The organism is Mesorhizobium sp. M1143, assembly GCF_040318435.1.
GTDB lineage: Bacteria > Pseudomonadota > Alphaproteobacteria > Rhizobiales > Rhizobiaceae > Mesorhizobium.
Genome location: NZ_JAMYMJ010000005.1, coordinates 161308 through 174080 on the forward strand (window position 1 = coordinate 161308; position 12773 = coordinate 174080).

Annotated in this window: 14 protein-coding genes; 3 read left to right on the top strand and 11 right to left on the bottom strand. The window is 63.8% G+C overall.

Going from position 1 to position 12773, the window contains the following annotated elements; genetic code table 11:
- Window positions 1-13: 13 nt before the first annotated feature.
- Both NKH35_RS06650 and NKH35_RS06655 read right to left on the bottom strand, forming a co-directional pair.
- Window positions 14-904, bottom strand: a complete 891-nt coding sequence (locus tag NKH35_RS06650) for a sigma-70 family RNA polymerase sigma factor (protein WP_352913856.1) — start codon at window positions 902-904, stop codon at window positions 14-16.
- A 32-nt stretch (window positions 905-936) separates the two neighbouring features.
- Complete coding sequence (locus NKH35_RS06655; protein ID WP_352913859.1) at window positions 937-1245, bottom strand: hypothetical protein; 309 nt, start codon at window positions 1243-1245, stop codon at window positions 937-939.
- 146 nt (window positions 1246-1391) lie between these two features.
- Between NKH35_RS06655 and NKH35_RS06660 the strand changes: the two genes are divergently transcribed.
- Both NKH35_RS06660 and NKH35_RS06665 read left to right on the top strand, forming a co-directional pair.
- Window positions 1392-1760, top strand: a complete 369-nt coding sequence (locus NKH35_RS06660; RefSeq protein WP_352913862.1) for a VOC family protein — start codon at window positions 1392-1394, stop codon at window positions 1758-1760.
- Between the two features lie 53 nt (window positions 1761-1813).
- Complete coding sequence (locus NKH35_RS06665) at window positions 1814-2659, top strand: alpha/beta hydrolase (protein WP_352913865.1); 846 nt, start codon at window positions 1814-1816, stop codon at window positions 2657-2659.
- Between the two features lie 85 nt (window positions 2660-2744).
- Here the strand turns inward: NKH35_RS06665 and NKH35_RS06670 are convergent, their stop codons facing one another.
- The 4 genes from NKH35_RS06670 to NKH35_RS06685 all read right to left on the bottom strand — a co-directional run bounded on the left by NKH35_RS06670 (window position 2745) and on the right by NKH35_RS06685 (window position 6073).
- A complete protein-coding gene (locus tag NKH35_RS06670) occupies window positions 2745-3731 on the bottom strand; it encodes a Gfo/Idh/MocA family protein (protein ID WP_023687446.1) in 987 nt (328 codons plus the stop codon).
- A 78-nt stretch (window positions 3732-3809) separates the two neighbouring features.
- Window positions 3810-4385, bottom strand: coding sequence for a YceI family protein (locus NKH35_RS06675; RefSeq protein ID WP_023681381.1), 576 nt, complete (start codon window positions 4383-4385; stop codon window positions 3810-3812).
- A gap of 68 nt (window positions 4386-4453) precedes the next feature.
- Entirely contained in the window at window positions 4454-5032 is a 579-nt protein-coding gene (locus NKH35_RS06680; protein ID WP_023687445.1) for a cytochrome b, read from the bottom strand.
- Between the two features lie 150 nt (window positions 5033-5182).
- On the bottom strand, window positions 5183-6073 hold the full coding sequence (locus NKH35_RS06685; RefSeq protein WP_023687444.1) for a LysR family transcriptional regulator: 891 nt from the start codon (window positions 6071-6073) through the stop codon (window positions 5183-5185).
- A 95-nt stretch (window positions 6074-6168) separates the two neighbouring features.
- Here NKH35_RS06685 and NKH35_RS06690 point away from each other — a divergent pair, with 95 nt between their 5' ends.
- On the top strand, window positions 6169-7164 hold the full coding sequence (locus NKH35_RS06690) for an aldo/keto reductase (protein WP_352710590.1): 996 nt from the start codon (window positions 6169-6171) through the stop codon (window positions 7162-7164).
- Window positions 7165-7383: 219 nt separating this feature from the next.
- Here NKH35_RS06690 and NKH35_RS06695 read toward each other — a convergent pair whose 3' ends face one another.
- From NKH35_RS06695 to rplT, 5 genes are all read right to left on the bottom strand, one after another.
- Window positions 7384-7986, bottom strand: a complete 603-nt coding sequence (locus NKH35_RS06695) for a nucleotidyltransferase family protein (protein WP_352913869.1) — start codon at window positions 7984-7986, stop codon at window positions 7384-7386.
- A 144-nt stretch (window positions 7987-8130) separates the two neighbouring features.
- Window positions 8131-10539 carry a phenylalanine--tRNA ligase subunit beta gene (gene pheT / locus NKH35_RS06700; protein WP_352913871.1) on the bottom strand — a complete coding sequence of 803 codons (2409 nt, stop codon included), beginning with the start codon at window positions 10537-10539 and terminating at the stop codon, window positions 8131-8133.
- A gap of 2 nt (window positions 10540-10541) precedes the next feature.
- Window positions 10542-10988, bottom strand: a complete 447-nt coding sequence (locus NKH35_RS06705; protein WP_023696009.1) for a GFA family protein — start codon at window positions 10986-10988, stop codon at window positions 10542-10544.
- A complete protein-coding gene (gene pheS, locus NKH35_RS06710) occupies window positions 10985-12037 on the bottom strand; it encodes a phenylalanine--tRNA ligase subunit alpha (RefSeq protein WP_032891898.1) in 1053 nt (350 codons plus the stop codon). The genes NKH35_RS06705 and pheS overlap by 4 nt, the downstream gene beginning before the upstream one ends.
- Before the next feature lie 296 nt (window positions 12038-12333).
- A complete protein-coding gene (gene rplT / locus NKH35_RS06715; protein WP_023672281.1) occupies window positions 12334-12735 on the bottom strand; it encodes a 50S ribosomal protein L20 in 402 nt (133 codons plus the stop codon).
- Between the last annotated feature and the right edge of the window lie 38 nt (window positions 12736-12773).

Below are 12773 nucleotides of genomic sequence, written 5' to 3' on the forward strand. Positions count from 1 at the left end.
CTCCGGCCGATGCTTACTCGTCGATGAAGCGGATGTCCGCATCGGCAAGGCAATAGGGCGCGTAGCGGAAATCGCGGATATGGCTGACCTTTCCATCCTGCCAGTCGACCAGCATGAAGCCGCGCACGGCGTCATCTCCCGTTTGCGGGTTGCGGATCAGGATGGCCGGCCTGCCGTCGACGAAGCCGAGCGACAGCGCCCAGTTCTGGACACGGTCGTAATTGCCGAAATAGTTGGAAACCTGCGCCTTGCCGCGCATGCGGGTGCGGTTGACGACTTCAAGCTGGATATCCTCGGCGATCAACGCGCGCACGGCGTCGAAGTCGCGCGCGTTGAACAGGTCGACATAGCGGCGCAGGCGCCGCTCGTCGTCGGCGTCGAGCTTTGGGGCAGGCGCCTGCTCGTCCTGTGACGCCAGCAGGCGCAGCTGCGACCGCCCGCGATGGAGCGCTGCCTTGGTCGCAGCCAGGGTCGCGCCGGACACTTCGCAGGTTTCGTGCAGGCTGAGGCCAAGCACGTCGACAAGGATCACGGCGCTGCGCTGCACTGTTGCCAGCTGCATGAAGCTTCGCAGGCTGGCGGCGGTGGCGAGCCTCGCATCGGCGCTGGCGGAGGGGTCTTCGATCGTCGTCATGTCGGTCTCGCTCATGCGCGCCTGCTCCCGCTGGCGCCGGCGCAGATGATCTTGCGCGGCATTGTGGGCTATGCGGAAAAGCCATTGCTCCGGACGCTCGACGGCGGCGTCGCCGTCGATGGCCTGCAGTGCCTTGATCAGTGTCTCCTGGACGATGTCCTCGCCATCGATCACCGAGCCGGCCATGCGGGCGCAGTAGCGGTGCAGCTTCGGTCGCAAGGAGCCGAGCATCGCCTCCAGGGCAACGCGGTCGAGTTTTGCTGTGTTCATCCTGTCCGTTCCCAAAATGCCGGTCTTTGCATTCAAGCCGGCACGACCTCGCCGGCCAGCATACGATAATTGCCGACGATCTTTGCCGGCGATCTGGCAACCGGCGTCGAGCGGCGTCCGGCATGATCGGCGCTGAAGGCCTTGAAGGCTGCGAGCCCGGTCAGGCCGTCGCCATCCTGGCTGACAAGATGGATGAACTCGCCATTCTCCAGTTCCAGGACGAGGTAGCGCACGGATTGCGGCTTCGTGTCGTCGAGTGCCTCGAACACCTGTGCAACCAGCATACGGTTCTCGGCGATGCTTTCGTCCTTCACGCCGTAGCGGATGAGATTGTAGCCCATTGTCGTCTCCTATTTTCAACTCTGCACGGAGAAGACGTTTCGCGGCCTCGAAAAGATTCGTCGGCCGGCGAATCTTTTCGATCGTCCGGATCGTCTTTCCCGTGGACGGTTGCGCGGCAGCTGTCGAGGAGCAGGAGAGATCCATCATGCACATCCAGTTTGCCGAATTGCCGGTGTTCGACCAGGACCGCGCCAAGGCCTTCTACACCGGCCATCTTGCTTGCCAGGTGGCGGAGGACCAGCTGATGGGCGACAGCGGCGGCTGGCGCTGGATCGAGCTGACATTTCCCGGCGCCGTCACCAATTTGCATTTCGTCAAACGCCCCGATGACACGCCGGGCACTGAGCCCGTGCTGGTGCTCGTCGATGGCGATGTCGAGGCAACGGTCGCGGGCCTGAAGGCGCGCGGCGTCGAAATCATCACCGAGCCGCAGGAAGCGCCTTGGCAGCCGGGCCGCACGGTCGCCGAATTCCGCGACAGCGAGGGCAACCGCATGGTTGTCGCCGGCAAATGATCGGACCCGGCGCAAAGCCGAACTTTGACATGAGAACAACAGGAGAGATGGACATGACCCCCCAAACGTCCACGCTGAAAGTACCGGGCGCCAGCCTCTATTATGAGATGCGCGGTTCCGGCCCCGTACTGTTGATCCCCGGCGGACCGCAGGACGCCGGCGTCTTCGCCGATGTCGCGGGCCACCTCGCCGACCGCTACACGGTGGTCGCCTATGATCCGCGCGGCAATTCGCGCAGCACCTTCGACGGAGAGCCGCAAGAGCAGGACCTCGATGTCCATGGCGACGATGCCGCGCGATTGATCGAGGCGCTTGGCGCCGGACCGGCCTATGTGTTCGGCACCAGCGGCGGCGCCCAGATCGGGCTCAACCTCGCCGCCCGCCATCCCGGCCGGGTTCGTGCACTGGTGGCGCATGAGCCGCCCAGCATGATGCTGCTCGACGACCCGTCGCCGTCACTGGCCGGCATGCGCGACCTGCACGACACCTATCGCAGCCAGGGTGTCGAGGCGGCGATGCAGAAATTCTTCAGCGAGAACAGCCTGTCGGAAGGGCCGGGTCAGGATGAAGCCGGGCCGCAGGACGGACCGCCTTCGTTCGAACCGTCGCCCGAGGAGGCCGAGACCTCTGCCAGGGTCAGCGGCAATTTCGAATACTGGCTGGCGCATGGCGTCATGCCGCTGTCGCTCTACCGTCCTGATATCGAGGCGCTGCGCGGCCGCCCGGTCGTGGTCGGCATCGGCGAAGAGTCCATCGGCCAGCCGATCGACGGCATGGGCAAGGCGCTGGCCGACAGGCTCGGCAGCAAGCGCGCCGCCTTCCCCGGCGACCATATGGGCTTTGCGCCCTATCCCGATCGCTTCGCCGAGACCTTGCACCTGACGCTCAGAGGCGCGTGAGATCGTCAGTCCAATAGGAAAGGAGCGTCCGCATGCACAATGCGGACGCCCTTCTCCCATGAAATTACCGGCTAAGATTGGTGTATCAGACGGCCTCCCAGCCTTCCTTGGCACCGGCGCGGAAGATGGCGTCGATGACCTTCTGGTTGAGTACGGACTCCTCCAGCGTGAAGATACGCTCCTTGCCGCCCTGTGCCGCCCTGGCAAACGTCTCGACCTCGCGCCGGTACTGTTGCGTGCCGGGAAAGCGGAACACCTGCGCCTCGGTGTGGTTCTGGTTGTGCAATTCGATGCGGTGATGGTCGTAGAGCCCGGCATTGAACGGCGAGAACACCTCGATGAAACCCTTCTCGCCGTGGAACACCATCACCTGCCGCGCCGCCATCTGCGTCGACAGATAGAAGGACAGTTCGAAATCGCCGAAATCGGCGCGGATCGAGGAATAGATGTCGGTGCCGAATTTCTTGTCGCGCTCGATCGTCGCCTGCACGCGCAGCGGCTCCTTGCCGCTCGAAAACCGCGTCGACACCGTCGGATAGACGCCGATATCAGGCAGCGCGCCGCCGCCGAGATCGAGCTGGTTGCGCATGTTGGTGGGATCGACATTGTAATAGGAGAAGGCGCCCTGCACATGGCGCAGCCGGCCGATGGCGCCATCGGCGATGAGATCGCGCACCTTGATCCATTGCGGGTGGTAGATGACCATGAAGGCCTCGCAGACCAGCACCTTCTTGCTGTCGCGCAGCTTGATCAGCGGCGCGATGTCCTTGGCGTCGAGCGCCAGCGGCTTCTCCACCAGCACATGTTTTCCCGCTTCGATGGCCTTGGCCGTCCATTCGACATGCTGCGAGGTCGGCAGCGGGATGTAGACGCCGTCGACGTCTTTCGAAGCGAGCAGCTCCTCATACGAACCAAAGGCATGCCTGGCGCCGAACCGCTCGCCCAGGGCCTCGGCCTTCGACAGGCCGCGGCTGGCGATCGCGGACAAAACGCCATTCTCGGCCTCGACGATTGCCGGCAACAATTGCTCGCGGCCGATCTTGGCCGTCGACAAAACACCCCATCGGAACATCAGGCTTCTCCTATCGATTTACAGGCGAGGAGGTTTGCCCGAAATTGCGAGAAAAGCCAATGCGGATCGTTGGTCCTGCTAGCCTCGCTTGCCCGTCAGCGTCATGTCGAAATTGACGATATTCGAATAGATCGGCGTGCCGACATCCATGCCGTACCGGGAGCGCAGCACCTTGCCGGTGACGTGGAATTTAATGACGCCGCCCTTCAGCCCGCCGAGCTCGGCAGTGAACTTTTCCGCAAACGTCTTGCCGCGCGCCGTCAGCCGGCCGCTGACCAGCGCCGTGGTGTCGCTGGTTCGGGTTACGCTGGTCGAGCGGAACTGGATTTCGGGGCTGTTGGCCACGTCGAACACCGCATCGGAGCGCAGGAAGGCGTCGATGCGGCCCTGGCCGGTGCCGACGCTTTCGGGATAGATGGTGAAGTTGACCGCGGAACGGCCGACATCGCTGTTGTCGATGCGGATGGAGCCCTTGAAGCGGCCAAAGGCGCCGTCGAGGCCGCCGCCACCGACCTTGCCGATGGAGAAGCGAATGCTGGAGCTGGCCGGGTTGACCGTGTAGCTGCCGGCAGCGTCGCCGAGGTCCACAGCGGCGGAGACAGGCATGGCAAGGCAAGCGGCAACAGCCGCCAATCCGAAGATGCGCGCATACATGGGTTTTGTCCTTCTGGGGCAGGCGAAGTGTTGCGCCCTCACTCCAATGAACGAATGCGCGGCGCGCGCTATTCCATGTCCTGATCTGACGAAGGCGTGATCATGCGCGTGAGCACGCTGTCGCGCAGCCAGAAATGATGCCGCAGCGCCGCCAGCGCATGCAGCGCAACCAAGGCAATGCCGGCATAGGCGAGATACCAGTGTGCTACCGCCCAGAAGTTTTCCGCCGCATCGGACACGCCGAGCGGCAGGTTCGGCATCACGAAAAGGTTGAACGGCATGCTGGGGATCTCCAGCATCGACACCGAAACCAGTGCCCAGCCGGACAGCGGCACCGCGAGCTGGAAGCCATAAAGTGCCAGATGCGCCAGCGGCGCCGTCCGACGCTCCAGGCCTCCGACCGAGGCCGGCAAGGCCGGGGCCGCATTGCCGAGCCGCCAGGCAATGCGCAGGATGAGGAGGCCGAGCAGCAGGAAGCCGAAGGATTTGTGCAGCTGGATCAGCTCGAAGGCGGTGCGCTGGCTGGTCAACCGCACCATGATGAAGCCGAGCATGAACTGGCCGATGAACAGGATGCCGATCAGCCAGTGGAGGACGATCGCCGCCCAGCCGTAGCGGGTTGAGTTGTTGGTGATGAATGCCGGCATGGCTGGTGAACGAATGGCAGCTGGGCTTTCTTCCACCCTCCCCCTTGTGGGGAGGGTCGGCGCGAAGCGACGGGGTGGGGGGTAGCGCCCTACGAAGACTCCCACCCCGATCCGCTACGCGGATCGACCCTCCCCACTAGGGGGAGGTGGCTAAGCACCGACCTTGAAGAAATCCACAAACGCCCGCAGCGCCGGGCGCATCTGGCGGCGGCTGGGGTAGTAGACGAAGAAACCGTCGAAGGGCGGACACCAGTCTTCCAGCACGCGGATCAAGCGACCGTCGGCGAGCGGCGCGCGCACATAATCGTCGAAGACGAAGGCGAGCCCAGCGCCGTCGACCGCCGCCTGGGCGATCAGATGGTCTTCGTCGAGGATCAGCGGCCCTTGCGCCGCGATCTCGATCTCTTCGCCATCCTTCTCGAATTCCCAGCGGTAAAGAATGCCGCTGGAAAAACGGAAGCGGATGCAGCGGTGGTCGGCAAGATCGCGCGGATGGCGGGGTCTTGGCATGGTCGCGAAATAGGATGGCGCGCCGACCACGGCGCCGCGAAGGTCCGGTCCGATGCGCACCGCGATCATGTCGCGCTGCAGGCTCTCACCGAGCCGCACGCCGGCATCGAAGCCGCCTTCGACGACGTCGGTGAAGCGATCCTCGATGACGATTTCCAGGACGATGTCAGGATAGGCCGCGGCAAAGCCGCCGAGCCTGGGCGTCAATGCCAGGTGGGCCGCGGTGCGCGGCACGGTCAGCCGCAGGTTCCCGGCCGGCCGGTCGCGCGCCTCGATCGCCGTTTCCAGCGCCAGATCGATCTCGGACAGCGCCGGCCGCAGCCGTTCGAGCAGCTGCGCGCCCTCCTCCGTTGGTGCCACGCTGCGGGTGCTGCGCGCCAAAAGCCGCACGCCCAGCCGCGCCTCCAGGCTGGACACGGCATGGCTAACTGCCGAGGGCGCGATGGCCAGTTCGCGCGCCGCGCCGCGAAAACTACCGCATTGGGCGACTGTTGCCAGTACAGCGAGTTGAGAAAGATGCGCTCGGTTCATTGCTCTATTTTATAGAACAGCCCGTGCGAATGACAGCCAATTATCGAACGTAAAGCTAGGCGCTATCTCTGTTCATCGCAACAAGGAGATGGGCCATGAAAACCCGCAAACTTGGTACTGAACTCGAAGTCTTCCCCGTCGGCCTCGGCTGCATGGGCATGAGCTTCGCATATGGCGGTCAGGCCGAGGCGGATGCAATCGCCACGCTGCGCCGCGCTGTCGAGATCGGCGTGACGTTTTTCGACACCGCCGAAGTCTATGGTCCCTTTGAGAACGAGATCCTTCTCGGCAAGGCGTTGAAGCCGGTGCGCGACAGGGTGACGATCGCCACCAAATTCGGCTTCAAGATTTCCGAGGAAGGCTCAGGCCTCGAACGCATGGTCGGCGTCGATAGCCGCCCGGAGCACGTCAAGGCGGTGGCCGAAGCCTCGCTGAAGCGGCTCGATACCGATGTTATCGACCTCTACTACCAGCACCGCGTCGATCCCGGCGTGCCGATAGAGGACACGGTCGGTGCCATGGCCGAGCTGGTGCGCGATGGCAAGGTGCGGGCGCTGGGCCTGTCGGAGGTCAGTGCCGCCACCATCCGCCGGGCGCACGCCGTGCATCCGATCGCTGCCGTGCAGAGTGAGTACTCGCTTTGGAGCCGCGACCCCGAAGACGAAGTGTTCGATGTCTGCCGCGAACTCGGCATCGGCTTCGTCCCCTACAGCCCGCTCGGTCGCGGCCTGCTCACCGGCACCATCGCCAAGCCCGAGGCCCTCAGCGACGACGATTGGCGCCGCACCTTGCCGCGTTTCCAGGCCGACGCCATGGCGGCAAACGCCAAGGTCATTGCGACGCTGGAAAAGCTGGCGGTGGAAAAAGGCGTCGCATCGGCGCAGCTGGCGCTGGCTTGGGTGCTGCACCAGGGCGACTTCATCGTGCCGATCCCCGGCGCAAGAAAGATACGCCATCTCGAGCAGAACACAGCGGCGGCCGGGATCGAGCTGAGCGCGGCTGAAGTGGCGGCGATCGGCGATGCGCTGTCGCCGGACAAGGTGGTTGGCAAGCGCTATACGGAGGAGCTGTTGGCGCTGGTGAATGGGTGAACAAGCGGGGGAGCTTGGCGCCCTGAGAAGTCAGCGCGCGGCACCCCCCTCTGTCCTGCCGGACATCTCCCCCGCAAGGGGGGAGATCGGCTGTCGTCGCTGTTTTCGCCAATCACCAACGTTGCAGAAAGTGCGCCAACGATGAAGCTGCCAATCTCCCTCCTTGCGGGGGAGATGGCCGGCAGGCCAGAGGGGGGTGCCTCGCGCCGCCATTTCGTATTACCAAGGCACCACCGTAATCTCCGGCCAGCACGCCTTCGCCCTCGCCCCCTTGGCCTCATGCGTGCGCCTGTTATCCATCAGCCGGTTGGGCGTGATGCGAAACGCGAAGAGGTCATCCAGCCCGAACGGCGCCACGACCTCAAGCTGCCCATCGGCATCGTATCGCACCCCGACCGCATGCGTCTTCGAAGCAAAATAGCTCACCGACTCGCTGGAACTCGTATAGCGAGGGCAGGGCTGGCCGAATTTCTGCGGATACCACAGATGCACCCGTGCCTGGTTGCGCACCTCGGCCGGCAGAGCCAGCCCCTCGAAATGCTGCGCGGCCCGGCGGATGACCGCGTCCTCGGCCTCGTAGGACAGGTCGCTGTCATCGAAGTAGAAGAGATCGACATCCTTGATGCCGTAGCCCGGCGGCTTGCCGGTCAGATGGTTCCAGATGCTGTTGTAGAGCGCGCCGGACACCACCAGCCAATCCGGCAACGCCAGCGTGCGGGCCCGCTCCAGCGCGTCGCTGACGAGCGCATCCGCCAACACGATGGCGAGAAACGCTTCGCGCTGGGCTTCGAACGGCAGACCGGAATAGCGCAGATGGTCCATCACCCTTTGGAGAGCGATTCGCCACCTGCCGGCAATCCTCAGAAGCAATTCCAGGAAAGTGTGTAGCGGTTTTCCCGGGAAAGCGCGCCGCGCTTTCCCTAAGAATTGCGTGAACTCGAAATACGTAGGGCGGCGTTAGCCGCTCTACGTCCTCAACACGCCGCCCGTTTGCTTGCCGACATTGTCGACGACGCGCTTGGCCAGCGCCTCGAAATCTTCGTCGGTGAGCGTCTTTTCAACCGGCTGGATAGATACTTCGATGGCGATCGACTTCTTGGCGGTGCCAAGCGAAGTTCCTTCGAAGACGTCGAACACCGAAACGCCGGTGATGAGCTTCTTGTCGGCGGCGAGTGCCGCGCGCACCAGCGTGCCGGCTTCTATCGTCTTGTCGACCACGAAGGCGAAATCACGCTTCACTGCCTGGAATGCGGAAAGCTCCAGCTTCGGCTTGGTTTTCGTCGGCTTGGCCTTCGGCTCCGGCACGGCGTCGATATAGACCTCGAAGCCGCAGATCGGTCCGGAAACGTCCAACCCCTCCAGCGTCTTCGGGTGGAACTCGCCGAAGGTGCCGAGCACGGTCTTCGGGCCGAGCTTGATCGTGCCGGAGCGGCCGGGATGATACCAGGCCGGACCGCCTGGCTCGATCTGCAGCCTGTCGACCGGCGCGCCGCAGGCTTCCAGCGCTGCAATCGCGTCGGCTTTGGCGTCGAACACGCCGACCGGGCCGGAATTGCCGGCCCAACTGCGGCCGGAACCGTCGAGCTTGGCGGTGCCGCGGCGCACACCGGCGGCAACGCGCCGCTGCTGGTCGGGGCCGTCGCCCTCATAGGTACCGGAGACCTCGAACAGCGCGACATCGCCGATGCCCTTGTCGGCATTGCGCTGCGCGGCGACGATCAGGCCGGGCAACAGCGAGGGCCGCATATCGGACATGTCGGCTGCAATCGGATTGGCGAGCTTCAGCGCCGTCTGGCCGCCGCCGAACAGTTCGGCGTGTTTGGCCGGGATGAACGACCAGGTGAGAACCTCCAGCATGCCCCGCACGGCGAGCGAGCGCTTGGCAGTGCGGGTGCGAACCTGCAGCGTCGTCAGTATCTTGGAGTTGACCGCGTCATGCGCGCCGAGCGGCTGCGGCGCGATGTTGTCGACGCCGTGGATGCGCATCACTTCCTCGACCAGGTCGGCCTTGCCGTCGACGTCAGGACGCCAGGACGGCACAGCGACATCGACTACGTCGCCCGAGCCTGACGGCTTGAAGCCGAGGCGGGTCAGGATGTCGAGGCTTTCCGCCTTCGGCACCTCGATGCCGGTCAGCCGCTTCACTTCCGAGATCGGGAAGGAAACGATCTTCGGCTTGTAGCCGGCATAGCCGACCACCTCCGTCTCGGTCGGCTCTCCGCCGCAGAACTCCAGCACCAGCTTTGTCGCCAGCTCGACGCCGGGCACCATGAATTCCGGGTCGACGCCACGCTCGAAACGGTAACGGGCATCGGTGATGATGCCGAGCGTACGGCCGGTGCGGGCCGTGGTGATCGGATCCCAAAGAGCGGATTCGATCAGCACGTCCGTGGTGTTCTCGTCGCAGCCGGAATGCTCGCCGCCCATGACACCGGCGATCGATTCGACGCCATTGTCGTCGGCGATCACGCACATCTGCGCCGTCAGCGTGTATTCGCGCCCGTCAAGCGCCAGCACCTTCTCGCCGTCGCGTGCGCGGCGCACGACGAGATTGCCGGCGACCTTCTTGGCATCGAACACATGCAGTGGCCGGCCACGGTCGAAGGTGACGTAGTTGGTGATGTCGACCAGCGCGCTGATCGGGCGCAAGCCGATGGCGATCAGCCTTTGCTGCAGCCATTTCGGCGACGGCCCGTTCTTCACGCCTTTCACCAGGCGCAGCGCGAAACCGGGGCAGAGCTCCGGCGCCTCGATGGTCACCTTGACCGGCGTTTCACCTTTGCCAAGGACCGCTTCGACCGGCGCGGTCTTGAGCCGGCCAAGCCCGCTTGCCGCCAGGTCCCGGGCGACGCCGTAAATGCTGGTCGCATCCGGCCGGTTCGGCGTCAGATTGATCTCGATCACCGGATCGTCGAGATGCGCGTAAGCCGCGAAGCTGGTGCCGACAGGCGCATCGGCCGGCAGGTCGATAATGCCATTGTGCTCATCCGACAGCTCCAGCTCGCGCTCGGAACACATCATCCCATGGCTCTCGACGCCGCGGATCTTGCCGACGGTCAGCGTCACGTCGATACCGGGCACATAGGCGCCGGGCGCGGCGAAGGCGCCGATCAGGCCGGCGCGGGCATTCGGCGCACCGCACACCACCTGGACAGGGGCTGCGCCATTGCCGGTGTCGACGGTCAGCACCCGCAGCCGGTCGGCGTCGGGATGCTGCACCGCCGTCAGCACCTTGGCGATGACGAACGGCTTCAGGCCGGCCTTGTCGTCGACATGCTCGACTTCGAGGCCGATCGAGGTCAGCCTCTCGACGATCTCGTCGAGCGTGGCGTCGGTGTCGAGATGATCCTTGAGCCAGGAAAGGGTGAGTTTCATCACTATGTTCCGTTTTGTCTGTACCCGCCCGGACCCTGTCCATCGGGTCTGGGCACGCTTGTCTTCAAATGGCGCGGCAAGTCGTCGGGCATATGCACGAAGGGCAGCTGCTCGCGCACATAGGCATGGTGCGTCGGCCGGAAATAGGCCGGCATGTCCATGGCGCCCAGCATGAAATAGATGTGGTCTTCCAGCCGCTCGTCGACATAGGCGATAGGCGAGCCGCAAATGCCGCAGAACGAGCGCGTCACCGGCCCGTTCTCGTACATCTTCAGCGCCTTGCCGGTGAAAGCCACCTGCTCGGTCAGGAAGCCGACAAAGGCCGACACCGGCGCGCCGCTGGCGCGCCGGCAATCGCCGCAATGGCAATAGCTGATATGGTGCGGTTCGACTGATGCCTCGAACCGTACCGCGCCGCAGCGGCAGCCACCCGTGTGCGGCGCCGTCATGCGGAAAGACCTCCGAACAGCGTCGGCATGTCGAGCGGCCTGAAACCGTAATGCGACAGCCAGCGCACATCGGCGTCGAAGAAGGCGCGCAGGTCCGGCATGCCGTATTTCAGCATGGCGATGCGGTCGATGCCCATGCCCCAGGCAAAGCCCTGATATTCGTCGGGATCGAGCCCGCCGGCGCGCAGCACATTGGGGTGGACCATGCCGCAGCCGAGGATCTCCATCCAGTCGGAGCCTTCGCCGAATCGCACTTCGCCGGGCCGCGAGCGGTCGCACTGGATGTCGACCTCGAGGCTGGGCTCGGTGAACGGGAAGAAGGACGGCCGGAAGCGCATCTTGACCTGCGGCACCTCGAAGAAAGCCTTGCAGAATTCTTCCAGCACCCACTTCATGTTGGCGACATTGGCCGATTTGTCGATCACCAGCCCCTCGACCTGATGGAACATCGGCGAGTGGGTAGCGTCGGAATCCTGCCGGTAGGTCTTGCCGGGAATGACGATGCGGATCGGCGGCTTCTGCTTCTCCATGGTGCGGATCTGTACCGGCGAGGTGTGCGTGCGCAACAGCTTGCGCTCGCCCTTTTCGTCCGGCTGGAAAAAGAAGGTATCGTGCATCTCGCGCGCCGGATGCCCTTCGGGGAAATTCAGCGCGGTGAAATTGTAATAGTCGCTCTCGACATCGGGACCTTCTGCGATGGCAAAGCCGAGATCGCCGAAGATCGCCGCGATCTCGTCGATGACCTGGCTGATCGGATGGATGCGGCCGCGCTCGGCCGGCGATTGCCGCACCGGCAGCGTCACGTCGACCGTCTCGGCGGCGAGGCGCGCAGTGACAGCAACATCCTTCAGCTCGGCCTTGCGTGTCGTCAGCGCTTCGGTGACGCGGTTCTTCAGGCCGTTGATCGCGGGGCCCTTGACCTGGCGCTCCTCGGCGCTCATCGCGCCCAGTGTCTTCAGCAATTCCGAGATCGACCCCTTCTTGCCGAGAGCCGCGACGCGCACGGCTTCGATAGCAGCCTCATCGGCGGCCGACGCGACGTCGGCCATCAGGGAGTTTTCGAGAGTATCCAAGCCGGTAGCTATGTCGTTCACGGTCAAACTCGCTGTGTTGGGAGTCAACTTTGAGGTGAAAGTCACTTTCAAGTTGAAAGTTCAGCCATAAGAAAAACCCGCGCCAGCCGTGCCAGCGCGGGTTCCCCAATCAGAATTGCGAATGCTGGGAAGCGCTGGGCTCGGAGCCCGATCCCGAAAAGTTGCAGACTTTTCGGAAAGATCGCGCTCCTCGCTAAATTTCCCTGAGCATGATGTTGTCCAAAAAGTCAGCAACTTTTTGGCATCATGCTCTAGGCGACAGCGCTTTCAAAAGCATTCGGGGTGGTGTTCTTCAGATATTCGAGCGCGACCTTGGCCTTGGCCACGAGTGCGGCGAACGCCTGCGGTTCATGGATGGCCATGTCGGACAGGATCTTGCGATCGATCTCGATACCGGACTTGTTGAGGCCGTCGATGAAGCGGCCATAGGTCAGGCCATGCTCGTGCGTCGCGGCGTTGATGCGCTGGATCCACAGCGCGCGGAACGAGCGCTTGCGGTTCTTGCGGTCGCGATACGCGTACTGCATCGACTTTTCGACCGCCTGCTTGGCGATGCGAATGGTGTTCTTGCGGCGGCCGTAGAAGCCTTTCGCGGCTTTCAGGACCTTCTTGTGCTTGGCGTGCGAGGTGACGCCTCTTTTTACGCGTGCCATGTCATGATCTCCTTAAACGCTGTTCCTGAAACCGAATG

Coding starts and splice junctions, on each gene's coding strand:
- NKH35_RS06680 (WP_023687445.1), bottom strand. CDS start 5,032: ATGCCGGCATTCATCACCAACAACTCAACCCGCTACGGCTGGGCGGCG.
- rplT (WP_023672281.1), bottom strand. CDS start 12,735: ATGGCACGCGTAAAAAGAGGCGTCACCTCGCACGCCAAGCACAAGAAG.
- NKH35_RS06695 (WP_352913869.1), bottom strand. CDS start 7,986: ATGGACCATCTGCGCTATTCCGGTCTGCCGTTCGAAGCCCAGCGCGAA.
- NKH35_RS06660 (WP_352913862.1), top strand. CDS start 1,392: ATGCACATCCAGTTTGCCGAATTGCCGGTGTTCGACCAGGACCGCGCC.
- NKH35_RS06690 (WP_352710590.1), top strand. CDS start 6,169: ATGAAAACCCGCAAACTTGGTACTGAACTCGAAGTCTTCCCCGTCGGC.
- NKH35_RS06675 (WP_023681381.1), bottom strand. CDS start 4,385: ATGTATGCGCGCATCTTCGGATTGGCGGCTGTTGCCGCTTGCCTTGCC.
- NKH35_RS06655 (WP_352913859.1), bottom strand. CDS start 1,245: ATGGGCTACAATCTCATCCGCTACGGCGTGAAGGACGAAAGCATCGCC.
- NKH35_RS06665 (WP_352913865.1), top strand. CDS start 1,814: ATGACCCCCCAAACGTCCACGCTGAAAGTACCGGGCGCCAGCCTCTAT.
- pheS (WP_032891898.1), bottom strand. CDS start 12,037: ATGGCCGACGTCGCGTCGGCCGCCGATGAGGCTGCTATCGAAGCCGTG.
- pheT (WP_352913871.1), bottom strand. CDS start 10,539: ATGAAACTCACCCTTTCCTGGCTCAAGGATCATCTCGACACCGACGCC.
- NKH35_RS06705 (WP_023696009.1), bottom strand. CDS start 10,988: ATGACGGCGCCGCACACGGGTGGCTGCCGCTGCGGCGCGGTACGGTTC.
- NKH35_RS06670 (WP_023687446.1), bottom strand. CDS start 3,731: ATGTTCCGATGGGGTGTTTTGTCGACGGCCAAGATCGGCCGCGAGCAA.
- NKH35_RS06650 (WP_352913856.1), bottom strand. CDS start 904: ATGAACACAGCAAAACTCGACCGCGTTGCCCTGGAGGCGATGCTCGGC.
- NKH35_RS06685 (WP_023687444.1), bottom strand. CDS start 6,073: ATGAACCGAGCGCATCTTTCTCAACTCGCTGTACTGGCAACAGTCGCC.